The sequence below is a fragment of the Microbispora sp. H10885 genome (assembly GCF_014161415.1).
GTDB classification, from domain to species: domain Bacteria; phylum Actinomycetota; class Actinomycetes; order Streptosporangiales; family Streptosporangiaceae; genus Microbispora; species Microbispora triticiradicis.
In genome coordinates this window covers 1-23469 of record NZ_JABBWY010000012.1, presented here as the reverse complement: position 1 = coordinate 23469, position 23469 = coordinate 1, and the positions used below count along the sequence as shown (strand labels likewise).

Below are 23469 nucleotides of genomic sequence, written 5' to 3'. Positions count from 1 at the left end.
TTTCGTGCGGATGTGTTCTGTTTCAGAGGCGGGGGCGGCGGGCAGCGATCACGCGTGCTCTCCCTCCTCTCTGAAAGCTGGTCGCCGATGGGTTTCCCGTGGGGATTGCTCGGCCGGGACATGGCGGTCGACCTCGGTACGGCCAACACGCTGGTGTACGTGCGCAAGAAGGGCGTCGTCCTGGACGAGCCCTCGGTCGTGGCGATCAACCTGCACAGCGACCGGATCGTGGCCGTCGGGACCGCCGCGAAGGAGATGATCGGGCGGACCCCGCCCCACATCGCGACTCTGCGCCCGCTCAAGGACGGCGTGATCGCCGACCTCGACGCCGCCGAGCGCATGCTGCGGCACTTCATCCAGCTCGCGCACCGGAACCGCTACCTGGCCAAGCCCCGCGTCGTCGTCGCCGTGCCGAGCGGCACCACCAGCGTCGAGCAGCGCGCGGTCCGCGAGGCGGCGTACGAGGCGGGCGCCCGGCGCGTCCACATCATCGAGGAGCCCATGGCCGCGGCGATCGGCGCGGGCCTCAACGTGGGCGACACGACCGGCAACATGGTCGTGGACATCGGCGGCGGGACCACCGAGGTCGCGATCGTCTCGCTCGGCGGGGTGGTCGTGTCGAAGTCGGTGCGGGTCGGCGGCGACGAACTCGACGAGGCGATCGTCAACTACGTCAAGAAGGAACACTCCCTCCTGCTCGGCGAGCGCACGGCCGAGCACATCAAGATCACCATGGGCAGCGCCCGGCCGGGCGGCGACGACACGACGACGCGGCCGATCCGGGGCCGCGATCTGGTCACCGGCCTGCCCAAGACGGCGACGATCACCAGGGGCCAGGTCAGGGAGGCCATCGAGGACCAGGTCCAGACGATCGTCGACGCCGTCCAGACCACGCTGGACCAGTGCCCGGCCGAGCTCGCGGGCGACCTGCTCGACAACGGGATCGTGCTGACCGGGGGCGGGGCGCTGCTCGAAGGCCTCGCCGGGCGGCTTGAAGAGGCGGTCGGCATGCCGATCCACCTCGTCGACCAGCCGCTCCAGTCGGTCGTGCTGGGCGCGGGCCGCTGCACCGAGCGGTTCGACGACATGCGGGACGTGTTCCTCCCCGAAACCCGCAGATGAGGACGGCAGGTCACCCAGGCCGCCCCGGTCGCAGGGTGCCCGTGCTGCTGGCGCTCGCCGCCGTCGCGCTGATCGCGGCGGACACGGTGATCCCGCTGGACCCCCTGCGGGCCTTCGGGTCGGCCGTCTACGGCGGGCTGGAGGACGCGGCGTCCTCCAGCGTCCGCTGGGCGTCGGGCGCGGGCCGCCTGGAGGACCTCGAACGGGAGAACGCCCGGCTGCGCGCCGAACTGCTCGCCGCCCGCCGGGCCACCCCGCCCCCGGCCGAGGGGAACGGCTATCAGGTCGTCTCGGCCCACGCCGTCGGCTTCGGCCGGGACGGCACCGTCACGATCGACGCCGGCGCCGAGACCGGGGTGACCCCCGACATGACGGTCTTCGACGCTGACGGGCTGGTCGGCCGGGTCCTGCGGACCGGCCCGGGGACGGCGACGGTGCAGCTCGCCACCGCCTCCGGCGCCTCCGTCGGCGCCCGCCTGGAGGGCTCGCGGGAGGTCGGCCTGGTGACCGGCGTCCCCGAGCACGGCCTGCTGCGGCTGGGCCTGCTCAATCCTTCGGCCGACGTGAAGCCGGGCGACCGAGTGGTGACGCTGGGCTCGCGCGACCTGCGGCCCTTCGTGCCGGACGTGCCGATCGGCACCGTCGTCACGGTCGAGCCGGCGGCGGACGCCCTGACCAGGACCGCGCTCGTGCGCCCCTTCGCACGGTTCACCGCGCTGGAGAACGTCACGGTGGTCCTCGGGCCGCTGCCGGACGCCCCGGCCGTCACGGACACCTCCACGAAGGAGCCCGAGAAGAAGTCCGAGAAGACCAAGAAGTCGAAGAAAAAGAAGAAAGCGAAGAAGAAGGACACGTCCGGGCACGCGGAGGGGGCGCGATGAGGGCGGTCATCCTCTCCGTGCTCCTCGTCCTCGCCGCGCCGGTTCTCCAGGTCACCGTGGTCAACGGGTGGGCACTTCCCGGGGGAGTGCCCGACATCGTGCTGATCTGCGTCATCGCACTCGTGCCGCTGTTGCGGACCAGGGCTGTCGCGGGCGCGGGGCCGGGCACCGGGGCCGGGGCTCTCCTGGGGTTCGCCGCGGGCCTGGCCGCCGACGTCGCCCCGCCCGCCGACCACACCATCGGACGGCTCGCGCTGGTGCTGTGCCTGGCCGGCTGGGCGGCCATGCGGATCCCCGCCGACGACGGGGCCGCGCGCCGTGTCGCGGGCGCCGCCCTCGTGGCCCTCGGCGCGTCACTCGCCGGGGGCGTGCTCGCGGCCCTGCTGGACGGGGCCCCCTGGGCCGCCACGCTCGCCCCCGGCGCGATCGCCTGGACCACCGGCGGCGCCGCTCTCGTGACGGCCGGGCTCGCCCTCCTCCCCCGGCGCCGGTCCTTCGGACGGGTGCCGGCCTCCCGCCCCCTGTACCCGCGCGGGGGACGGCGTGCGTAGCGGCGCCCCCGGCGGCATCCGGGGAAACGCCAACCGGGGGCGCCTCACGGTGGTGTTCGTCGTGGTCACCACGCTCATGCTGACCCTGCTCGGCCGCCTGTGGTACCTGCAGGTCGTCACCGGCTCGTCGTATTCGAGGGCCGCGACGGAGTCGCGGGTGCGCTCGGTGGTCCTGCCGCCCGTGCGCGGGCAGATCCTCGACGTGCGCGGCCGGCCGCTCGTGGCCAACGAGACCCGGCCGCAGGTGTCGGTCGACTACATGGCCCTCCTCCACCAGCCCGACGGCGGGACGGACGTGCTGACCAGGCTGGCGCGGGCCCTGGGCCGGCCGTACCAGGAGCTCGCCGACCGGGCCCGGCTGTGCGGCAGGGACGTGCCGCGGCCGTGCTGGCCCGGCTCGCCGTACCAGCCGATCGTCGTCGCCGACGACGTCAGCGTGCGCACGGCGCTGTGGATCGCGGAGCGGCAGAACGAGTTCCCCGGCGTCAGCACGGCGCTGCGGCCGGTCCGGACCTATCCGCTCGGCCCGGCCGCGGCGCACGTCCTCGGCTACCTGCAGCCGCCCTCCCCCGACGACCCCGAAGGGGGTCCGGAGCTGATCGGCCGCGACGGCCTCGAAGCGCGGTACGACCGCGACCTGGCCGGCCGGACCGGGATCAGGGAGGTGGCGGTGGACAGCACCGGCAAGGTCACCGGCCTGATCCGCGAGGAGGCCGCCGTACCCGGCGAGACGCTGGTGACCAGCATCGACGCGCGCGTCCAGGAGGTCGCCGAGCGGGCGCTGGCCCGGGCGGTGACCGGCGCGCGCCGGCGCGGCGAGCCCGCCGACAGCGGCGCGGCGGTCGTGCTGGAGGCGAGGACCGGGCGGGTGACGGCGATCGCCGACTATCCCAGCTACGACCCCGGCGTGTGGACCGGCGGCATCTCCCAGCGCGCCTACGAGGACCTGCCGCTGATCAGCGCCGCCGTGCAGGGGCAGTGGGCCCCGGGGTCGACGTGGAAGGTCACCTCGACGGCCGCGGCGGCGAAGGCGGGCTACGGGCTGCGGGACTCCTACGACTGCCCGGGCGGCTACAAGATCGGTGGCCGGGTGTTCCACAACTTCGAGAGCGCCGAACTGGGCCGGATGGACATGCGGCGGGCCCTGGTGGTCTCCTGCGACACGATCTTCTACCGCTTCGCGGAGCGGATGTGGAAGCGCGACGGCGGGCTGACGCCCGTGAAGCGGCCCAAGGACCCGATGCAGAAGATGGCGAAGGAGTTCGGGTTCGGCACGCCCACCGGGATCGACCTGCCGCACGAGGCGGCCGGAAGGGTGCCCGACCGGGCCTGGAAGAAGGCCAACTGGGAGCGGACCCGGGCAGACGCCTGCCGCCGTGCCAAGAGCGGCTACCCGGAGGAGTCCGACCGCGGGCGGGCGGCCTACCTCAAGGCGCTCGCGGCCGACAACTGCCGCTCCGGCGGGGTCTGGTGGGCCGGCGACGCGGCCAACTTCTCCATCGGCCAGGGCGACGTGCTGGTGACGCCGCTCCAGCTCGCCCGGGGCTACGCCGCGCTCGCCAACGGCGGCACGGTCTTCAGCCCGAGGATCGGCAAGCGGATCGAGCGCCCTGACGGCACGGTGGTCCGCACCATCGCCCCGCCCGTCGTGGGCAGGATCGACGTCTCCCGCAAGACGTTGCGCTTCATCCGCGACTCGCTGGCCGGCGTGCCGCGCGAGGGAACCGCCGCCGCCGCGTTCGCGGGGTTCCCGCTCAAGCGCTTCCCGGTGGCCGGCAAGACCGGCACCGCCGAGGCGTACGGCAGGCAGGACACCTCGTGGTTCGCCTCCTTCGCCCCCGCCAAGGACCCCAGGTACGTCGTGGTGGTCGTGGTGTCGCAGGGCGGCACGGGCGGGACCACGGCGGCCCCCGCGGCCAGGGAGATCTGGGAGGGCATCGACGCGCTCACCCACCACAAGAAGCACCCCAAGAAGCACAAGAAGGGTGGTGGGCGATGACGACGCTGGGTCCCCTGTCCGTACGGCTGCCGCCGGCCCGCGCGACCCGCCGGCGGGCCTCGGCGGGCATCACCCTCCCCGCCCTGGGACTGGTGCTGCCCGCCGCCGCGCTGTCGGCTATCGGGCTGCTGCTGGTGTGGTCGGCCACCCGCGGCCGGCCGGGCTCCACGCTGCCGGAACGGCAGGCCATCAGCGTGGGCATCGGCTTCGCGCTGATGTGGGCCGTCTCGCGGATCGACCTGCGGCTGCTGCGGGCCTACGTGCCGCTGCTCTACCTGCTCGGGCTCGCCGGGCTGGTCGCCGTGCTGACCCCGCTCGGCCGCACGATCAACGGCTCGCACGCCTGGATCGTCCTCGGGAACGGCCTCCAGTTCCAGCCGTCCGAGTTCGCCAAGGCGGCCACGCTGCTCGCGCTCGCGACGATCCTCGGTGAGCTGCGCGACGGGGAGCGGAGGCCGGGCGCGGGGGCGGTGCTGCTCGCGCTGGGAGTGGCCGCGGTGCCGGTCGGCCTGATCGCGCTGCAGCCCGACCACGGCACCGCCCTGGTCTTCCTGGTTCTCACCTTCGGGATGATCGCCGTCTCCGGCGCGCCCAAGAGGTGGTTCGCGGCGTTCGCCGCGGCCGGCGCCGCCGGGGTGCTGCTGGTGTGGCGGCTCGACCTCATCCGGCCCTACCAGCTCCAGCGGCTGATGGTGCTGGCCGACCCCGACGCCGATCCGATGGGCGTCGGCTACAACGCCACGCAGGCGAGGATCGCGATCGGCTCGGGCGGGCTGCTCGGCAAGGGCCTGTTCCACGGCGAGCAGACGGCCGGCCACTTCGTGCCCGAACAGCACACCGACTTCATCTTCACGGTGGCCGGCGAGGAACTCGGCTTCCTCGGCGGCGCCTGCGTGATCCTGCTGATGCTCGCCCTGCTGTGGCGGGGTCTGTGGATCGCGGGCAGGAGCCCCTCCCCGTTCGGCACGGTCCTGGCCGGCGGGGTGGTGTGCTGGCTGGCGTTCCAGACGTTCGTCAACGTGGGGATGACGATGGGCCTGCTGCCCATCGCCGGGCTGCCGCTGCCGTTCGTCTCGTACGGCGGGTCGGCCACGATCTCCAGCCTGGCGGCCGTGGGGCTGCTCGCCGCCGTGAACCGCCGCACCCGCACGCCCCGCATACGGCAATCTAGGAGGAGTGCGTAGCAAGCTCGGCGGACGGGTGGCCCAGGCGGCGGAGATCGCCCTGGCCAACCGCAGATACGTGACCCCCATCGACGTCCTCACCGGCCTGCGCTGGCTGCACGACCGCCATGTGCAGACCTGGCGGCAGGGCCGCGTGGACAGCCTGGAACGGCTGGCCGCCGTGGACGCGGACCGGATGGAGGAGGCCCTGTCGCATCTGCGGGAGTGGGCGCGGTCGCGGAACCTCCTGGAGAGCGAGGCGGCGTACACGGCCGGGACCCGCGACCGGCGGCCCCTGCGCTTCACCGCCGTGGGCGGCGAGGAGACGGAGCGCGCCTTCCGGATCCACTGGCTGTCGCCCGACCTGAGCGAGGCCCGCCGGCGGCAGATCGAGGACCGGCAGGGCCGGGCCCCCGACCTCGTGGTCGTCGCACCGTCGGAGGCGTGGACCTGCGCCGGCTGCGCGGAGAGCGGGCCGTACCTGATCATGGAGGACGCTGCGCCGCACTGCCTGACGTGCGCCGACATGGACCATCTGTGCCTGCTGCCCGCGGGGAACGCCGCGCTGAGCCGCCGCGCCAAGAAGGAGAGCGGGTTGTCGGCCGTCGTGGTCCGCTTCAACCGGCGGCGCAAGAGGTACGAGCGGCTCGGCGTCCTCGTGGAGGAGGAGGCGCTGGCGCGGGCCGAGGAGCAGTGCCTTGCCGACGAGGAGGTGCGGCTGCGCCGCCGGGAGCGCGACCGCGAGCGCCGGGCGGACGAGGACGCCGGGTTCCGGGACCGGATGGCCGCGGAGATCCGCCGGCTGTTCCCCGGCTGTCCCGCCGGGCGGGCCGAGGCCATCGCCGGGCACGCCGCCGTACGCGGCAGCGGGCGGGTCGGCCGCACCGCCGCCGCCCGCGCGCTGGACGAGGGCGCCGTCACGCTCGCCGTGGTCGCGAGCGTGCGTCACCTGGACACCGACTACGACGTGCTGCTCATGTCGGGGGTGCCGCGGATGGCCGCCCGCGAACGGATCCGCTCCCGCGTCGACGAGGTGCTCACCGCCTGGCGGGCCTGAGCGGCTCTCGGTGCGTCAGCGGACGCGGCCGATCATCTGGGCGTACATGCGCCCCGGGCTGGGCACCGACGACGGGTTGAGGAAGCCGGGCAGCGGGGGCAGGTCCACCGCGAACGGCTGCAGCCGCTCGAACAGGGTGTACGCGTCGGACGGGCGCCGGTCCGGGTCCTTCTCCAGCAGTTCGGCGATCAGGTGGTCGAGCGCGGCGGGGACCCCCGGCACGCGGGGCGGCCGCTCCTTCACCTGCTTGTCGAACACGGCGTACTCCGTGGGCCCGGTGAACAGCTGGTTGCCCGTCAGCATCTCGTGCAGCACGCAGCCGAGGGAGTACAGGTCGCTCTTCGGCCCGGCCACCCCGCGCTGGATCTGCTCGGGCGACATGTACGCCGGGGTGCCGAGGATCTGCCCGATCCGGGTGAACTGGGCCGCCACCCCCGCGCGGTCCGGCTCGCGGAGCATCGCGAGCCCGAAGTCGAGCAGTTTCACGCTGCCGTCCGGGCAGAGCATGAGGTTGGTCGGCTTGAGGTCCCGGTGGCAGATCGACAGCTTGTGCGCGGCGGTCAGCACGGCGCAGGCCTGGGCGGCGACGGCCGCCGCCCAGGGCACCGGCAGCGGGCCGTGCTCGCTCAGCAGGTCGGCCACGGTCACGCCCTCGATGAACTGCATGACCTGGAAGAGCCGCTGCTCGTAGGTGCCGAAGTCGTACAGGACGGGCGCCCCGGGATGGTCGAGCTTCGCCAGGATGCGCGCCTCGCGGATGAACCGGCGCTGCAGCTCCTCGTCGGGGCCGTCGGGCAGGCGCAGGAACTTCACCGCCACCTTGCGGTCGAGCCGCCGGTCGTGGCCGCCGTACACGGCGCCCATTCCTCCCTGGCCCAGGGGAAGGTCGTCCAGCTCATACCGGTCGCCGATGACCATGCGCCCCTCCCGTCGACCTTTCGGGGAAAAAGCTACACCGTTACCCGCGCGGGCGAAGACGTCCGCCGACCAGCCCTTCGACGCCGAGGCGGGCGAGCGCCTCCCCGGCGGCGGCCACCTCCCGCAGGCCGTCCTCCAGCGCGAGCAGCCGCCGGAAGGCCGCGCCGTACTCCCGCTGGACGGTCAGGGGAAGCTGAGGGACCCGGGCCCGGCGGGCCTCCACCCGGCCGCTGCCGGGGTGCGGACGGCCCCCGCCCGCCGCGTACCGCAGGAACCCCGCGAGGAACTCGGGGTCCACCTTGCCGGGATCGACCCGGAACAGGCTGAGGTACGGGCCGAGCACCGCACCGTCCGCCGTGACCACACGCGCGGTCAGCGCGGACGCCACGACGTCCCCCGGCCGTACGGCGACCAGGCCGGGGGCGAGGGGAATCCGCCGCGCCGGCGCGGCCCCCGTCACCCCAGCGGCCCCCGTCGCCCCGGCCGCCAGGTCGTCGGCCGTCAGCACGGGCACGCCGTCCTCGCCGTCCTCGAGGGCGTCGCCGTCCGGGAGGGCTCTCAGCGGCGAATGCCGGATGGTGACCAGCCCGGACCTGGCCATCTCCGCCACGGTCGACCAGGAGACGTCCCAGCCCGCCCCACCCCCGGTGAGCACCTCCAGGTCCGGCAGGCCGTCGGCCAGGGCCGCCGACACCTCCCGGAAGCGGTCCCGCGCGGCGGGGAAGCCCCGGGTGTCGACGCGCGGAGACAGGTGCCGCGCCGGGCTCACGTCCACCTCGTCGTCGAGGATGTCGATGATCCGGACGACGCGGCCGCCGCGCGGCGGTTCGGTCTCGGCGAGGTGGGCCCGCCAGCACCGCTCGACGGACTCCGGGTCGTCGCCCGCGTCGCCCACGACGATCGTGGCGGGCCCCCGCTCGCCCGGCTCCGGCCTGCGCAGCAGCCACAGGTCGGGCCCTCCGGCGGCCAGCGTGAAGACGGCGCGCAGCGCGCCCGCCCGCAGCAGGTTCGCGCGGATCCGCCGGCCCGGGCGGCGGCTCGCCGCGGCGGCCGGCATCAGGATCGCCACCAGCCCGCCGGGCCGCACGTGGGCGAGGCAGTGCTGCACCCAGGCCAGCTCCGACTCGCCCCGCGGCGGCATGCCGTGCTGCCAGCGGGGGTCGCCGACGAGGTCCTCGTGTCCCCAGGCCCGCTCGTTGAACGGCGGGTCGCACACGACCGCGTCGACCGGCCGCTCCGGCGGGAAGGCGTCGTGGCGCAGCGCGTCCCCGGGCACGATCCGCGCGTCCCGCCCGCGCAGCAGCAGCCGCAGCGCGGCCAGCGCCGCCGCCGTCTCGTTGACGTCCTGGCCGAGGAGCCGTACGCCGTCCGCCTCCCCTGCCGGGCCGGTCATGATCTCGGCGGCGCCGAGCAGGAGCGTTCCCATGCCGCAGGCGGGGTCGAGCACGGTCCGCGCCTCCGCGCAGGCCAGCCGGGTCATGAGGGCGGCCACGTCGGGCCGGGTCAGGGCGAGCCTGCGGCTGTGCGCCTCGGCGTACCGCTCGCACAGGAACTCGAACGTCGCGGCCGCGCCGTGCCGCTCGGCCATGGCCGCGACCAGGCGGAGCAGCCCCGGTTCCACACTCGACGCGTCCCCCGGGAACAGGTCGCCGGTCGCCTCTGCCACGGCACGCGGGAGCCGTACGGCGAGGTCGGCGGACCTGGCGAGCCGCTTCCAGCCGCCGGGGTCGCGCTGGACGTAGAGCAGGAAGGCGCCCGCCTCGCGGATCACCTCGCCCAGCCGCAGGTCGTCGGCCGAGGCGCGCAGCCGCTGCCAGACGCGGTCGCCCTGGGACACCTCGAACGACTTGCCGTTCCTGCGCAGCCACGCCTCGACCTCGGGCAGCGAGAAGAGCGGGCTGGACGCAGTTCCGCCGACGGGCTGGGGGAAGTCGTCGTACCTGCGTCGCCAGTTGCTGACCGCGGCCCTGCCCACGTCGGCCAGCCGGGCGATGTCACCCGCGTTCACGGTCGCTTCGACGCCGGCGTCCGCCGGGGCCTCGTGATCCATGAACATGAGCCTAGCACCATGCTTGTGAAGTGACTCAACCAATGGTTTACTCAAAACCATGACGCACAGCCGCATTCGGTATGCCGCGGGGTCGGACGTGGGACGCTCGCGTGCCAAGAACGAGGACTCGGTGCACGCGGGCGAGCGCCTGCTCGCCATCGCCGACGGAATGGGCGGTCACGGACACGGTGAGGTCGCCAGCGCCGCCGTCATCTCCGAACTGGCCCGCCTGGAGGACGATCCCGCCCCCGGCGACCCGGTCGCCGCCCTGGCGGACGCCGTGCGCGAGGCCGGGCAGCGCCTGGGCGATCTCGCCGCGCAGGACCCCACGCTTGAACGGATGGGCACGACCGTCACGGCCATGCTGTGGGACGGCGAGGGGAGGTTCGCCCTGGCCCACGTCGGCGACTCCCGGGCGTACATGCTGCGGGACGGCGCCCTCTACCAGATCACGCGGGACCACACCCTGGTGCAGTCGCTGGTGGACGACGGGCGGATGAGCCCTGACCAGGCCGCCCGTCACCCCCGGCGGTCCCTGCTGCTGCGGGCGCTGGAGACGAGCGGCCTGGCCGAGCCCGACCTGTCGCTGCGGGAGGCGTATCCGGGCGACCGTTACCTGCTGTGCTCCGACGGCCTGACCGCCGTCCTCGAAGCGGAGGCGCTGCACAACGTCCTCAGCACGGTCGCCGACCCCCGTGAGGCGGTCGACCGGCTGATCGAACTGGCCAACGAGGGCGGCGGCCCCGACAACATCTCCTGCGTGGTCGCCGACGTCGAGCCCGCCGAGGCCTGAGACCGTCCGGACACCGCTCGCGACGTCCGTCAGACGGTCCAGCCGCCGTCGACGTCGATCGTCGCGCCGGTGACGTACCGGCCGCCGTCGCCCGCGAGGTGGGCGACCATCTCGGCGATCTCCGCCGGCGCCGCGTAGCGGCCGAGGGCCGTCAGCCCCCGGATCGTGTCCGCCATCGGGCCGTCCGCCGGGTTCAGGGCGGTGTCGGTCGGGCCGGGGTTGACGAGGTTGACCGTGATGCCGCGCGGCCCGAGGTCACGCGCGAGCCCCTTGGTCATCCCGATCAGCGCCGTCTTGCTCAGCGCGTACAGGGCGAACCCGGGGAAGGGCGTCCGCTCGGCGACGTTGCTCCCGATGCTGACGATGCGGCCGCCCTCGGTCATGTGGCCCGCCGCCGCCCGCGCGGCCAGGAACGGCCCCCGCACGTTGACCGCGAGCGTACGGTCCACCTCCTCCGGCCCGAGGTCCTCGATCGGCGCGACGGGGAAGACCGCCGCGTTGTTGACGAGGACGTCGAGCCTGCCGAACGCCGCGGCGGCCTCGTCCACGGCCGCTCCGGCCGCCGCCGCGTCGCCGACGTCGGCCCTGATGGCCAGCGCCCGCCGGCCCATCCCCCTGACCTTCTCGGCCACCCGCGCCGCGCTGTCCTCGTCCCGCTCATAGGTCAGCGCCACGTCGGCGCCGCGCTCGGCCAGCTTCAGCACGACCGCCGCGCCGATGCCCCGGCCACCCCCGGTGACCAGGGCCGCCCTGCCGCGCATGTCGTTGATGTCGTTCGTCTCGTTCATGGCGTCGAGCCTGCCGGAAGGGCGGCGGGCGGATCCGGCGGCGATCGGACCTGTCACTCGGGCCCATCACCAGGGCCCGTCACCAGGGCGTCAGGCGCCCCGGGCGCGGAAGGCGGCGGTCTTGACCCGGTTCTGGCAGGCGGTCGAACAGAAGCGGCGGGTGCCGTTGCGGGAGGTGTCCACGTACACCCGGTCGCAGTGCGGCGCGGTGCACACGCCAAGCCGGTCGTGCAGCTCGCTGCCCAGCACGACGGCGAGGCCCGTCGCGCAGCCGGCCGCGTAGTTGCCCGCGAGAGTGCCGCCCGCGCCGTGGAAGTGCAGGTGCCAGGGCTCGCCGTCGTGCCGGTCGAGGTGCGGCCGGGCGTCGGTCTCGGCCAGCAGGCGGTTGACCGTGAGCGCCGCCGTGTCGACGTCCCCGCGCGACACCGCCTCGAACACGCCGCGCAGCGCCCGCGCGGTCTCCGCCAGCGCACCGGCCTCCGCCTCGCCGATCTTGACTGCCCCGCCGCGGCCGGCGTCGAGGATCTCGGCGACGACCTCGGCCCGCGCCCCGTCCGCGGGCGGCTCGTACGGACGCCCCCGCGCCTCGCCCGCCGTCAGCGCGTTCACCAGACCGACGGCGATGACCACCACGGCGTCGGTGTGACTGTTGAAGTTCACGGTTACGCCTTCACATTCCAGTACGTGACTGGCTAAATCCTACATGACAGTTACAGATGACCCGACGCGGTCCACGGCTTGTCCAATCGCAATATTTCGATAAAAATCCGAAACATTCGGCCTTCGGCTCGCGGCGTCGCCGCACCTGGTCATGGCTCAGGATCCCAGAGGAAGGACGTACCACCGTGAAACGTCCCAGTGTCCTGGCACCATCAGCGGCCCCCGGCGTGCGCCGCGCGCTCGTCGCGGGCGTGGTCGCGGCGCTCTCCTTGGGTATCGCGGTCGTGGGGACGACCGGCGCGAACGCCGCCGGTTCGGCGCCCGTCGCGAGCCCCAGCACGGCTCCGCCCCCCGGCACGACCCTGGGCACGGCGGCCGCCCGCAGCGGGCGTTACTTCGGCACCGCGATCAGTGCGAGCAAGCTCGGCGATTCGGCGTACACCACGATCGCCGGCCGCGAGTTCGACATGGTGACGCCCGAGAACGAGATGAAGCTCGACGCCACCGAGCCCCGGCAGGGCCAGTTCGTCTTCACCGCCGCCGACCGGATCTTCGACTGGGCCGTGCAGAACGGCAAGCGGGTCCGCGGCCACACCCTGGTCTGGCACGCCGCGGAGCCCTCGTGGTTGCAGAGCCTCACCGGCAGCGCGCTCCGCCAGGCGATGATCGACCACATCAACGGAGTGATGTCCCACTACAAGGGCAAGATCTACGCCTGGGACGTGGTCAACGAGGCCTTCTCCGACAGCACCGGCGGGCGGCGCGACTCCAACTGGCAGCGGACCGGCGACGACTGGATCGAGGTGGCGTTCCGCACCGCGCGGGCCGCCGACCCGGCCGCCAAGCTCTGCTACAACGACTACAACATCGAGAACTGGTCCTGGGCGAAGACGCAGGGCGTCTACAACATGGTCAAGGACTTCACGTCCCGCGGCGTGCCCATCGACTGCGTCGGCTTCCAGGCCCACTTCAACAGCCTCACCCCGTACAGCGCCGACTTCCGCACCACGCTGCGGAACTTCGCCGCGCTCGGCGTCGACGTCCAGATCACCGAGCTGGACATCCAGGGCGCACCGGCCACGACGTACGCCAACGTGGTGAACGACTGCCTGGCGATCCCCCGCTGCGCCGGCATCACCGTGTGGGGCGTCCGCGACCCCGACTCCTGGCGGAGCATGGACACCCCGCTGCTCTTCGACGGCAACGGCGGCAAGAAGCCCGCGTACACCGCCGTGCTGGACGCCCTCAACGCCGCCGGCACCGACCCCTCGCCGAGCCCCACCCCGCCGGTGAGCCCGAGCCCGACGCCGCCCGCCGGGAGTTGCACCGCGGCCCTCAAGGCGGGTCCGAAGTGGTTCGACCGGTACGACCTTGTCGTCACCGTCACAGGTTCGGACGACTGGATCGTGACCATGACCCTGCCGTACCCGGAGAGGTTCGTCTCGGCCTGGAACGCCGCCACCACCGTGAACTCCGCCCGGAGCGTCATGACGGCCCGGCCCGACGGTCACGGCGACACGTGGGGCGTGTCGATCAGGCACAACGGAAACCGGACCTGGCCCACGGTCACCTGCCGGCCGGCCTGACGTGTTTGCGGGGCGGGACGCCGGGGAGACGGATCGCCATGACACCGGTCGTGCTCACGGTCAACGCCGGCTCCTCCAGCCTCCAGCTGCACCTCGTGCGGGAGGGCCGGGTGCTGCGCGGCGAGCACAGCGAACAGAGTCCCGACCCCGCCGCCGCGGAACGCACGCTGTCGGACTTCCTGTCCGGTGCCCTGTCCGGCACCGGTGCGGAGGTCACCGCGGTCGGTCATCGGCTCGTGCACGGCGGGGAGGCCGTGCGCGCGCCCACGATCGCCGACGACGCGGTGGTGGAGGCGGTGCGCGGCTACGCCGACCTCGCGCCGCTGCACGTGCCGCCCGCGCTCGCCCTGGCCGAGGCGGCCCGGCGGGTGCTGCCGTCCGTGCCCCACGTGCTCTGCCCCGACACCGCCTTCCACGCGGAACTGCCCGACGCCGCCGCCACCTACGCGCTGCCCGCCGAGTGGCGGCGCCGCTGGGGCCTGCGCCGGTACGGCTTCCACGGGCTGTCGTACGCCTGGGCGACCCGGCGGGCGGCGGAGCTGCTCCGGCGCGAGGACATGCGGCTCGTCGTAACGCATCTCGGCGGCGGATGCTCGGTGTCCGCCGTACGGGCTGGGCGGAGCGTGGACACCTCCATGGGGTTCACGCCCCTGGAGGGGGTGCCGATGAGCAAACGGTCGGGCAGCGTCGATCCCGGCATGCTCCTGTGGCTGCTGTCCGGATCGCGGCTCACGCTGGAGGAGCTGCGCGACGGGCTGGAGCACTCGTCCGGGCTGCTCGGGCTCTCCGACGGCCTGTCCGGGGACACCCGCGACCTCGTCGCGTCGGGCGCTCCGGCCGCCGCGCTGGCGCTCGACGTGTTCGCTCACCGGGTGAGCCGCGAGATCGCCGCCTCGACCGCCGCCCTGGACCGGCTCGACGCGCTCGTGTTCACCGGCGAGATCGGCTGGGACCAGCCCGAGGTGCGTGAGGCGGTGTGCCGGAGGCTGTCGCCGCTCGGCGTGGCGCCTCCCGCCGTCGGCGCCGTGGACCGGGACGGCGTCGTCAGCCCGGAGGGCGCCCGGGTGCCGGTCCTCGTCGTACGGCCGCGCGAGGAGCTTCAGGTCGCCAGGGAGACCCTCGCCGCCCTCGGCCACCCCACCTGACCGCCTGACCGCGGGGGGCGACCGTAGAATCAGCCGGCATGCGCGTCTTCACCGTTGACTCCTTCACCGACCGGCCGTTCCGGGGCAACCCGGCGGCGGTCTGCCTCCTCGACGACACCGTGCCGGACGAGTGGATGCAGGCCGTCGCCGCCGAGATGCGCCACTCGGAGACGGCCTTCGTGCTGCCGCAGGACGACGGGCCGCGCTCGCTGCGCTGGTTCACCCCGGCCGTCGAGGTCGCGCTGTGCGGGCACGCGACCCTCGCGGCCGCGCACGTCCTTTACTCCCTGGGCGAGTCCGGGCGACTGGAGTTCGCCACGAGGAGCGGGGTGCTCGCCACCGAGCAGACCGGTGACGGCCTGATCGCGATGGACTTCCCGGCGAAGCCGGCCACGCCCGGCCCGCCGCCGGACGGCCTCGTCGAGGCCCTCGGCGTCACTCCGGTGTGGACCGGGCGCAGCGAGTTCGACCTCCTGGTCGAGGTCGGGTCCGTCGCTGACGTGCGGGCCGTGCACCCGGACATGGAGCGACTGATCGGGGTGGAGGCCCGCGGCGTCATCGTGACGGCCTCCGGCGAGGGCACCTCCGCCGACTACGTGTCACGGTTCTTCGCCCCGCGGGCGGGCGTGCCGGAGGACCCCGTCACCGGCTCGGCCCACTGCGTGCTCGCGCCGTACTGGTCGGCCAGGCTGGGCCGGGACGCGCTCGTCGGCGAGCAGGTGTCGGAGCGCGGCGGGACCGTGCGCACCACCGTGCGCACGACCCCGCAGGGTGACCGCGTCGAACTCGCCGGCCACGCCGTGACCATCTGGTCGGGCGAACTGGAGGTCTAGGCCGGGTCTAGGCCCTGGCGGCGACCCCCGCCTCGACCCGCTCGACGGCGGAGATCGCCCCGAACGCCAGCAGCCGTACGAGGTCGGCGTCGGACCGGCCGCGCCCGGCCTCCCGCCACGCGGCGACGTCCGCGTCGGTCACCCGGTACGGCGCGAGGGCGGCGAGCAGCGCGAGCCGGGCGGCCGGGCGCCGTGCGGGGGCGACGTCCGCGAGCGGCCCGGCCGGCCACCCGGACAGCGGAGGATGCCCGCCGTCCCAGACGGCGACGGCCTCCAGGACCGCCTCCACCGCCTCGTCGTCCAGCAGGGCGGCCCCTTCTCCCGCGCAGGCCAGCAGTGCGGCGAATGCGGCGCCCATCGGGGCGCCCGCGGCCCAGCCGGGATCCCGGTACGCCGGCAGCCCGCGCAGCAGGGGCAGCGCCTCCCCGCGCGGCAGCCTCCGGCGCACCGCTCTGGACAGGGCTCCGCCGCCCAGGCGGCGCACCAGCCGGGACCGCTGCAGACCGGCCGGCAGGAGGTCGGCGGTGAGCAGGGACGACACCATGCGGTTGATGAAGTGGAACGCGAGCGCGGTGCCGATGTGCTCGGCGGCCTGCTCCGGAGGGCACGGCGGCGTGCGCCCGCCGCCGGTCGTGCCGGTGGCCCAGTCGAACAACCGCGCGTGCTCCGGATCCGGCGGCCGTTCGCCTCGCGCGAGCGTCTCGGCCAGCCGGTGCTCGCCGGTCGCGTGCAGGAGCATGGTGTGCGCGTCCACGCAGAAGGGACATTCGTTGGCCAGCGACACCCCGGCGGCGACGACCTCCTTGGCCGCCCTGGGCGCCTCGCCCACGAGCAGCGACTCGCGCAGCAGCGCCCAGGTGGCGGCCAGCACGTCCGGCGCCGGCGACAACGTCAGGAAGAGCGGCATCCGGGTCATACCGAAGTCGCGGGCGATCTGGTGGTAGACCTCCGCCACCCGCCCGGTGGCCGCCTCCACGGGCACGGGGGTCACATAGCGGTACGGCGTCGGCATATCGGCCTCCCTGGGATTGAACTGTCCGGCGCCGATCCTGCCGGTCACGGCCCTCCCAGTCGTCGTACGGCGGGAGAGTCCGCGGGCCGCTCCCCCGGCAAGTGAACGCGGCCCGGCATACTCCAGCGGGAGTAGCGCCCGAAGGGTCCGCCGGGAGGAGGCGGACGAACCGGACGCGGTTTACGCTTCGGGACATGGAGCGTGATCGCGGCCTGCGGCCGTACGCCGAGGACGGGGCGGCGGCGGCCGTCCTGGCGGCGCTGCTCGTGGCCGGCACCCTGATCCCCGGCGCCCCGAACAGCCCGGCGCGGGTGGGGGTGATCGGTTATCTGCTCCTGGTGGGCGGGTGCGCCGCCGTGACCGCGCGGCGGGCCGCGCCAGTCGCGGCGATGGCCGTCGCGACGGCCTGCATGTTCGGCTACGCCCAGGTGGTGCATCCGGAGACCGCGCCCACGTTGCCCGTCCTGATCACCGTCTACTCGGCGGCGAGTGCCGGGCGGCGTGTGTGGGCGCTGTCGGCGAGCGCGGTCTACCTCGGCGGCGCCCTGCTGGCGGAGCTGGCCGACCTCGGCACGCGGACCCCGCGCGAGGTCCTGGACCGGACCGGTCTGCTGGTCGGCTGGTTCGTCGCCGCCAACGTGGCGGGCATCGTGTCGCGGCAGCGCCGGGCGTACCTGCGCCAGGCCGAGCAGCGGGCCGCCGAGGCGGAGCGCACCCGCGAGGAGGTCGCGCTGCGCCGGGCGGGTGAGGAGCGGCTGCGCATCGCCAGGGAGCTGCACGACTCGCTTACCCACAGCATCTCGATCATCAAGGTGCAGGCGGGCGTGGCCGTCCACCTGGCGCGCAAGCGGGGCGAGGAGGTGCCGGCCGCGCTGCTGGCGATCCAGGACGCGAGCGCGGACGCCATGCGGGAGCTGCGCGCGACGCTGGAGGTGCTGCGCGAGCCCGGCGAGGAGGACGGCGGCGAGGAGGACCGCGCCGGACGGATCGGCGAGCTGGTCGAGCGGGCCCGGTCAGCGGGCGTGCCCGCCACGCTGGCGGTCACCGGCACACCCCGCCGCCTGCCGCCGGAGGTGGATCTCGCCGCCTACCGGATCGTGCAGGAGGCGCTCACCAACGTCGCCCGGCACGCGGGGCCCGCGTCGGCCTCCGTACACGTCGGCTACCAGCCGGACGCCCTCGTCGTACGCGTCGAGGACGACGGCCGGGGCGGGACCGGCGCCACGGACGCGGCGCATGAGCCGGGGGTGGGACTCACCGGCATGCGCGAGCGGGTGTCCGCGCTCGGCGGGCACATCCAGGCCGGCCCGGGAGCGGGGGGCGGCTTCCGCGTCCACGCCGAGCTTCCCCTGCGGGAGGGAGCGGCGTGATCAGGGTGCTGCTGCTGGACGACCAGGCGCTCATCCGGGCGGGCTTCCGGGCTCTGCTCGACGCCGAGGACGGCGTGGAGGTGGTCGGCGAGGCGGGCGACGGCGCCCAGGGCCTGGCTCTGGCCGAGCGGCACGTGCCCGACGTCGCCCTCGTCGACATCCAGATGCCCGTGATGGACGGCATCGAGACGACCCGGCGGATCGCCGCCGATCCCCGGCTGGCCCCCACCCGGGTGGTGATCCTCACGAACTACGGCCTCGACCGGTACGTCTTCGACGCGCTGCGGGCGGGCGCGAGCGGATTCCTGCTCAAGGACACCGATCCGGTGGAGCTTCTCCAGGCCCTCAGGGTCGCCGCGCGGGGCGACGCCCTGCTCTCCCCCGCCGTCACCCGGACGCTGATCAGCGAGTACGTCTCCCGCCCGCCGGACGCCGCGCCGGCGGCCACCCTGGACGCGCTCACCAACCGGGAGCGGGAGGTCGTCGCCCTGGTCGCCCGCGGCCTCACCAACGAGGAGATCGCCGCCCACATGGTGATCAGCCCCTTCACCGCGAAGACCCACGTGAGCAGGGCGATGACCAAGCTGGGCGCGCGCGACCGCGCCCAGCTCGTCGTCTTCGCCTACGAGTCCGGCCTGGTCTCGCCCCGGCGTCCCGCCTCACCGCGGTGAACGGCCTCGGCCGTGCCGCTACCGAGGTGTGCCGCTACCGAGGGGTGTGCCGCTACCGAGGGGTGTGCCGCTCGCGGAGGCGGGCCGCGGCCTCGGCCACGTTGGCGAGCGCGGCCTCGACCTGCTCGTGCGACCGGGTCTTCAGGCCGCAGTCGGGGTTGACCCACAGCCGGTCGGCGGGCACCACCCGCAGGGCCTCCTCCAGGAGCCGCTCCACCTCGTCGGCGCCGGGCACGCGCGGCGAGTGGATGTCGTAGACCCCGGGGCCGAGCCCCCGGCCGAAGCCGCGGCCGTCCCCACCGGCGACCCCACTGGCCATCACGGCGAGCACCCGGCCACGTGAGCGGGCCGATTCGACACTGGTCACGTCCGCGTCGAGGGCGTCGATCGCGGCGAGGATCTGGTCGGCGTCCGAATAGCACAGGTGCGTGTGGATCTGGGTGTGATCGCCGGCGCCGGAGGTCGCCCTGCGGTAGGCCGCGACGGCCCACTCCAGGTAGGCGGCCTGCCCGGCCCGGCGCAGCGGCAGCAGTTCGCGCAGGGCCGGCTCGTCGACCTGGATCACCCCGATGCCCGCCTCCTCCAGGTCGCGCACCTCCTCGCGGACGGCGTCGGCCACCTGGAGAACCACGTCGCGCAGCGGCAGGTCGTCGCGGACGAACGACCACGCCACGATCGTGACCGGGCCGGTGAGCATGCCCTTGACCGGCCTGCTCGTCAGCGACTGCGCGTACCGCGCCCAGCGCACCGTCATCGGCTCCGGCCGCCGCACGTCGCCGTGCAGGATGGGCGGCCGGGTGCAGCGCGAGCCGTACGACTGGACCCAGCCGTGCCGGGTGACCGCGAAGCCGTCGAGATGCTCGGCGAAGTACTGCACCATGTCGTTGCGTTCGGGCTCGCCGTGCACGAGGACGTCCAGCCCCAGCCGCTCCTGCACCGCGATGACGTGCTCGATCTCGGCGCGGACCATGTCCTCGTACGCCGCCTCGCCGATCTCCCCGGCCGCCAGCGCAGCCCTGGCCCGGCGCAGCTCCCCCGTCTGGGGGAACGAGCCGATCGTGGTGACCGGGAGGAGCGGCAGCTTCAGGCGCTCGGCCTGCGCCGCCGCCCGTACGGCGTAGGGCGCCCGGCCTCCCTCCGGCGCCCGGGTCTCTGTCACCCGGGCCCCGGACGTGGAGGGCCGCGCCTGCGGCGCGGAGAGGCGGGGGACGTCGGCGCCGGACCCCTCGACGAGCAGGTGCGCCAGCTCGACCACCTCGGCGACCTTCTGCTCGGCGAACGCCAGCCGGCCCCGCAGGTCGGGATCGAGGCCAATCTCCCGCTCCACGTCGTACGGCACGTGCAGGAGCGAGCACGAGGTGGCGACCACGACCTGTCCCGCCCGCTCCCGTACGGCGTGCAGCGTGGCCAGTGCCTGGTCCCGGTCGGTGCGCCACACGTCCCGGCCCGACACGACACCGGCGACGACCGTCTTGCCGGCCAGGAGACCCAGGTCACCGGGCGCGCCCCGGACGAGATCCAGGGCCACGGCCTCGACCGGCGTCCGCGCCAGCACGGGCAGCGCCTCGCCGAGGTCCCCGAAGTAGGCGGCGACCAGAAGCGCGGGCCGTTCCGCCAGCCCGCCGAGCCGGCCGTACGCCGCCTCGACCGCGGCGAGTTCGGCGGGAGTCCGGTCGGCGACCAGCGCGGGCTCGTCGAGCTGCACCCACCCGACGCCCTCCGCGGCGAGCGCGCCCAGCAGGCGCCCGTACACCTCGACCACGTCGTCCAGCCGGTCGAGCGGCGCGAAGCCGTCCGGGCTTCCCGCCGCCGCCTGCGACAGCAGGAGGAACGTCACCGGCCCGACCAGCACCGGCCGCGTCTCCAGGCCCAGCGCGCGAGCCTCGCGGACCTCCGAGAGCGGCTTGGCGGCGTCGAGGGAGAAGACCGTCTCCGGGCCGATCTCGGGCACGATGTAGTGGTAGTTGGTGTCGAACCACTTGGTCATCCGCAGCGGGGGCAGCCCCTCGGCGCCGCGGGCCATCGCGAAGTAGGCGGTCAGGTCGTCGTCGTGCCGGTAGCGCTCGGGCACCGCGCCCAGCAGCACGGCCGTGTCGAGAACGTGGTCGTAGTAGGAGAAGGTGTTCGACGGCGACCCGCCCAGACCCAGCTCCGCCAGCCGCCGCCAGGTGTCCTCCCGCAGCCGCCGCGCCACCTCCTCCAGGGCCGCGCGGTCCGAACGGCCCTCCCAGTACGCCTCCAGCGCCCGCTTCAGCTCCCGATCGGGCCCGATCCTCGGATACCCCAGCACGGTCGATTCCGGAAAAGGCGATGCGGGAAAAGACGACGTCATCACGGCTCCTCGCTCCGTCGAACAGGACGCCCCGCATCCTCCCCTCGCCCGGTTCCGCCGCGCCGGATTCATCACCCACGCTTATGGATCATCTCGGGGTCGTCCTGAACGGCCGTGGGCATCGATAAGCCGGCGTGAACGGCGCGGCTCAGCGAGGGGCGTCCATCCGCTGGGTGCCGATGACCGACAGCAGCCGCAGCGCCTCCTCGGACGGCGAGCCGGGGACGGCGGTGTAGATCACCACCTGCTGGTCGCGGTCGGCGATGTCGAGGGCGTCGCAGCTGACGGTGACCGGGCCGACCATCGGATGCCGGAAGGTCTTGCACAGCGTCGGCGGGCCCTCCACCTCGTGGGACGCCCACAGGCGGGCGAACTCCGGGCTTCCCGCGAGGAGCTCGTCCACCAGCCCGGTCACCTCCGGCGCGCCGGGGTAGCGGGCGGCGGCGGCGCGCAGCCGCCGGGCCGCGTGGCGGGCGAACGCGTCGGCGTCGGAGACTCCGTACAGCCGCCGTCCCCCTTGGTGCGGCCCGAGGAACACGCGGCGCACCAGGTTGCGGTCGCGCCGCGGCAGCGCCGAGAAGTCCTCCATCAGGGCGGCCGCCAGCTCGTTCCACGCGAGCACCTCAAGCGTCGCGGAGGTCACGAACGCGGCGGACTGCGGCAGTCTCCGGAGCAGGTCCAGGATGCTCTGCCGCACCTCCCGCGGGGGCCCCGGCGGCGGGGCGGCCGGGGCGCCGGCGAGGTGGTGGAGATGGGCGCGTTCGGCGTCCGACAGGCGCAGCGCCCGGGCCAGCCCGGCCAGCACCTCACGGGACGGGCGCGGACCGCGGGCCTGCTCCAGCCGGGTGTAGTACTCGGTCGAGATGAACGCCAGTTGCGCCGCCTCCTCACGGCGCAGGCCCGGGGTGCGCCGCCTGGTCCCGGCGGGCAGTCCCACGTCGGCCGGGCTGATCCGCTCGCGCCTGCTGCGCAGGAAGGCGGCCAGTTCTCGTCGGTCCATACCTCCAGTGTGCCGGGCGCGCGGAGGCGATCCAGGTACCGCCGGTGCCTGGATGGGCCGCGCCCACCGGCGCAGGCTCTTCGCCATGGACAACACACGTACCGGTGCGGGCCTGCTGGCCGGCAAGGTCGCCTTCGTCAGCGGCGGCGGACGCGGAATCGGAGCCGCGGCGGCGCGGCTGTTCGCCCGGGAGGGCGCCCGCGTGCTGCTCGCGGCCCGGACGGAGGCCCAGCTCAAGACGGTGACCGAGGAGATCCGGGCGGCGGGCGGCACCGCGGACCACGTGGTGTGCGACCTGGCCGACGCCGCCGGCGTGCGCGCCGCCGTGAACCGCGCCGTGGACCTGTACGGCCGGCTCGACGTCGCCTTCAACAACGGGGCGACCATCCAGCAACCCGGCCCGATGGACCGGATGCCGGAGGCCGACTTCGACCACGTCTACACAGTGAACCTGAAGAGCGTCTGGCTGGCCATGACCGCCGAGGTGGCGGCGATCCGGGCCACGGCCGGCACGGGCGCCATCGTCAACAACTCGTCCGTCGGGAGCTGGGGAGGCAACCCGGAACTCCCGGCCTACGCCGCGATGAAGCGGGCGGTCAACAGCCTTACCGAGTCGGCCGCCGTCACCTACGGCCCCGAGGGCATCCGGGTCAACGCGATCGCTCCCGGCAACACGCTCACCGAGATGATCCGCGCCTGGGAGGCCGAGTCCCCCGGGCTCCAGGAGCGGCTCACGGCGCAGACCCCGCTGCGCCGCGGGGCCGACCCGGCCGAGATCGCCGAGGCGGCCGCCTGGCTGCTGAGCGACCGCTCCTCCTTCGTGACCGGCGCCGTGCTCCGGGTCGACGGCGGCGCCCGGGTCTGAGCGGAGCCGGGGGTCAGCGCGGAACAGGGGTCAGAGCGAGTCGTACGCGGCGGACACCTTCTTGGGGACGACCATCCGCCAGGCGTCGGTGACGAGCTCCCGCATCTCGGCCACGTCGATGGCCGCCAGCCGGACCCGGACCCACTGGTAGCGCTCGTCCGAGGGCAGGGGCATGAGGAACTTCTCCGGCTCGGCGGCCACGAGGGCCGCCCGTTCCTCCTTGGGGAACCCGAAGCCCATCAGGGTCTCGTCCGGGGACACGGAGGCGTACACGATGCCCCTGACCCGGAACTTCACGTGGTCGCGGACCAGTGCCTCCTCGGTGCGCGGCAGTGCCCGCGCGACCTGCCGGACGTCGTCGGCTGTGACCATCGGATGCTCTCCTTCCGTCGCCGACGAAGGTAGCCGCCGCCACCGACATTCCGGCCACCCGGCAGCGAGGTGCCCCGCGACGCGCGTCGCGGGGCACGTGCTTCTCTCTCCGGTTCCGAGACGGATCAGGACTGGTTGAAGAGGGAGAGGGTGAGGGTGGAGTGGTATTCGCCAGCGGCGACGTCGACGGGGGTGCGCAGGGCGAGGTCGGCGTTGACCTTGGAGGTGCCGATCTCGGTGGCGGAGTCGGCGGTGGAGACGAGGAGTTCCTGGCCCTTGAGACCGACGGTGGGGGCGCCGG

The 23469-nt window shown here is 74.2% G+C and carries 21 protein-coding genes; 13 read left to right on the top strand and 8 right to left on the bottom strand.

Going from position 1 to position 23469, the window contains the following annotated elements:
* The first annotated feature begins 87 nt into the window (after nucleotides 1-87).
* From HHX37_RS28710 to HHX37_RS28685, 6 genes are read left to right on the top strand one after another with little or no spacing between them, the layout of a single operon-like run.
* Entirely contained in the window at nucleotides 88-1122 is a 1035-nt protein-coding gene (locus HHX37_RS28710; protein ID WP_259403051.1) for a rod shape-determining protein, read from the top strand.
* 35 nt (nucleotides 1123-1157) lie between these two features.
* Nucleotides 1158-2003, top strand: a complete 846-nt coding sequence (gene mreC / locus HHX37_RS28705) for a rod shape-determining protein MreC (RefSeq protein ID WP_182887482.1) — start codon at nucleotides 1158-1160, stop codon at nucleotides 2001-2003.
* Complete coding sequence (locus HHX37_RS28700) at nucleotides 2000-2554, top strand: hypothetical protein (protein WP_182887481.1); 555 nt, start codon at nucleotides 2000-2002, stop codon at nucleotides 2552-2554. Before mreC ends, HHX37_RS28700 begins: the two co-directional genes overlap by 4 nt.
* Complete coding sequence (gene mrdA / locus HHX37_RS28695) at nucleotides 2547-4553, top strand: penicillin-binding protein 2 (protein ID WP_310740573.1); 2007 nt, start codon at nucleotides 2547-2549, stop codon at nucleotides 4551-4553. The genes HHX37_RS28700 and mrdA overlap by 8 nt, the downstream gene beginning before the upstream one ends.
* Nucleotides 4550-5737 carry a rod shape-determining protein RodA gene (gene rodA / locus HHX37_RS28690; RefSeq protein ID WP_182887480.1) on the top strand — a complete coding sequence of 396 codons (1188 nt, stop codon included), beginning with the start codon at nucleotides 4550-4552 and terminating at the stop codon, nucleotides 5735-5737. The genes mrdA and rodA overlap by 4 nt, the downstream gene beginning before the upstream one ends.
* Entirely contained in the window at nucleotides 5730-6773 is a 1044-nt protein-coding gene (locus HHX37_RS28685; protein WP_310738274.1) for a DUF2293 domain-containing protein, read from the top strand. The genes rodA and HHX37_RS28685 overlap by 8 nt, the downstream gene beginning before the upstream one ends.
* A 15-nt stretch (nucleotides 6774-6788) precedes the next feature.
* Here HHX37_RS28685 and HHX37_RS28680 read toward each other — a convergent pair whose 3' ends face one another.
* Both HHX37_RS28680 and HHX37_RS28675 read right to left on the bottom strand, forming a co-directional pair.
* Nucleotides 6789-7691, bottom strand: a complete 903-nt coding sequence (locus HHX37_RS28680; protein ID WP_117408784.1) for a serine/threonine-protein kinase — start codon at nucleotides 7689-7691, stop codon at nucleotides 6789-6791.
* 40 nt (nucleotides 7692-7731) lie between these two features.
* Nucleotides 7732-9741, bottom strand: a complete 2010-nt coding sequence (locus HHX37_RS28675) for an N-6 DNA methylase (RefSeq protein WP_182887479.1) — start codon at nucleotides 9739-9741, stop codon at nucleotides 7732-7734.
* A gap of 97 nt (nucleotides 9742-9838) precedes the next feature.
* Here HHX37_RS28675 and HHX37_RS28670 point away from each other — a divergent pair, with 97 nt between their 5' ends.
* On the top strand, nucleotides 9839-10534 hold the full coding sequence (locus HHX37_RS28670; RefSeq protein ID WP_244302242.1) for a PP2C family protein-serine/threonine phosphatase: 696 nt from the start codon (nucleotides 9839-9841) through the stop codon (nucleotides 10532-10534).
* 29 nt (nucleotides 10535-10563) lie between these two features.
* On the opposite strand, the gene HHX37_RS28665 is transcribed toward HHX37_RS28670, so the two are convergent.
* Together HHX37_RS28665 and HHX37_RS28660 are read right to left on the bottom strand one after the other, a co-directional pair.
* Nucleotides 10564-11322, bottom strand: a complete 759-nt coding sequence (locus tag HHX37_RS28665; protein WP_182887478.1) for an SDR family NAD(P)-dependent oxidoreductase — start codon at nucleotides 11320-11322, stop codon at nucleotides 10564-10566.
* A 90-nt stretch (nucleotides 11323-11412) separates the two neighbouring features.
* Nucleotides 11413-11982, bottom strand: a complete 570-nt coding sequence (locus HHX37_RS28660) for a CGNR zinc finger domain-containing protein (RefSeq protein ID WP_182877680.1) — start codon at nucleotides 11980-11982, stop codon at nucleotides 11413-11415.
* A 185-nt stretch (nucleotides 11983-12167) separates the two neighbouring features.
* Between HHX37_RS28660 and HHX37_RS28655 the strand changes: the two genes are divergently transcribed.
* From HHX37_RS28655 to HHX37_RS28645, 3 genes are read left to right on the top strand one after another with little or no spacing between them, the layout of a single operon-like run.
* On the top strand, nucleotides 12168-13568 hold the full coding sequence (locus HHX37_RS28655; RefSeq protein ID WP_310740572.1) for an endo-1,4-beta-xylanase: 1401 nt from the start codon (nucleotides 12168-12170) through the stop codon (nucleotides 13566-13568).
* A 38-nt stretch (nucleotides 13569-13606) separates the two neighbouring features.
* Nucleotides 13607-14713: an acetate/propionate family kinase gene (locus tag HHX37_RS28650; RefSeq protein ID WP_182887476.1), complete on the top strand. Its 1107-nt coding sequence runs from the start codon at nucleotides 13607-13609 to the stop codon at nucleotides 14711-14713.
* 38 nt (nucleotides 14714-14751) lie between these two features.
* Nucleotides 14752-15546, top strand: coding sequence for a PhzF family phenazine biosynthesis protein (locus HHX37_RS28645; protein ID WP_182882646.1), 795 nt, complete (start codon nucleotides 14752-14754; stop codon nucleotides 15544-15546).
* A gap of 7 nt (nucleotides 15547-15553) precedes the next feature.
* Here HHX37_RS28645 and HHX37_RS28640 read toward each other — a convergent pair whose 3' ends face one another.
* Entirely contained in the window at nucleotides 15554-16606 is a 1053-nt protein-coding gene (locus HHX37_RS28640; RefSeq protein ID WP_310738272.1) for a carboxymuconolactone decarboxylase family protein, read from the bottom strand.
* A gap of 146 nt (nucleotides 16607-16752) precedes the next feature.
* On the opposite strand from HHX37_RS28640, the gene HHX37_RS28635 reads away from it, so the two are divergent.
* Nucleotides 16753-17928, top strand: a complete 1176-nt coding sequence (locus HHX37_RS28635) for a sensor histidine kinase (RefSeq protein WP_182887475.1) — start codon at nucleotides 16753-16755, stop codon at nucleotides 17926-17928.
* Nucleotides 17925-18599, top strand: coding sequence for a response regulator (locus HHX37_RS28630; RefSeq protein ID WP_182887474.1), 675 nt, complete (start codon nucleotides 17925-17927; stop codon nucleotides 18597-18599). Before HHX37_RS28635 ends, HHX37_RS28630 begins: the two co-directional genes overlap by 4 nt.
* A gap of 52 nt (nucleotides 18600-18651) precedes the next feature.
* Here the strand turns inward: HHX37_RS28630 and metE are convergent, their stop codons facing one another.
* Both metE and HHX37_RS28620 read right to left on the bottom strand, forming a co-directional pair.
* Nucleotides 18652-20931 (bottom strand): 5-methyltetrahydropteroyltriglutamate--homocysteine S-methyltransferase, encoded by a 2280-nt coding sequence (gene metE, locus HHX37_RS28625; RefSeq protein WP_182887473.1) that lies wholly within the window; start codon nucleotides 20929-20931, stop codon nucleotides 18652-18654.
* Between the two features lie 148 nt (nucleotides 20932-21079).
* Nucleotides 21080-21931 (bottom strand): helix-turn-helix transcriptional regulator, encoded by an 852-nt coding sequence (locus HHX37_RS28620; RefSeq protein ID WP_182887472.1) that lies wholly within the window; start codon nucleotides 21929-21931, stop codon nucleotides 21080-21082.
* Nucleotides 21932-22016: 85 nt separating this feature from the next.
* Between HHX37_RS28620 and HHX37_RS28615 the strand changes: the two genes are divergently transcribed.
* Nucleotides 22017-22796, top strand: coding sequence for an SDR family NAD(P)-dependent oxidoreductase (locus HHX37_RS28615; protein ID WP_182887471.1), 780 nt, complete (start codon nucleotides 22017-22019; stop codon nucleotides 22794-22796).
* Nucleotides 22797-22826: 30 nt separating this feature from the next.
* On the opposite strand, the gene HHX37_RS28610 is transcribed toward HHX37_RS28615, so the two are convergent.
* Nucleotides 22827-23168, bottom strand: a complete 342-nt coding sequence (locus HHX37_RS28610) for an MmcQ/YjbR family DNA-binding protein (RefSeq protein ID WP_182887470.1) — start codon at nucleotides 23166-23168, stop codon at nucleotides 22827-22829.
* Nucleotides 23169-23469: the final 301 nt, after the last annotated feature.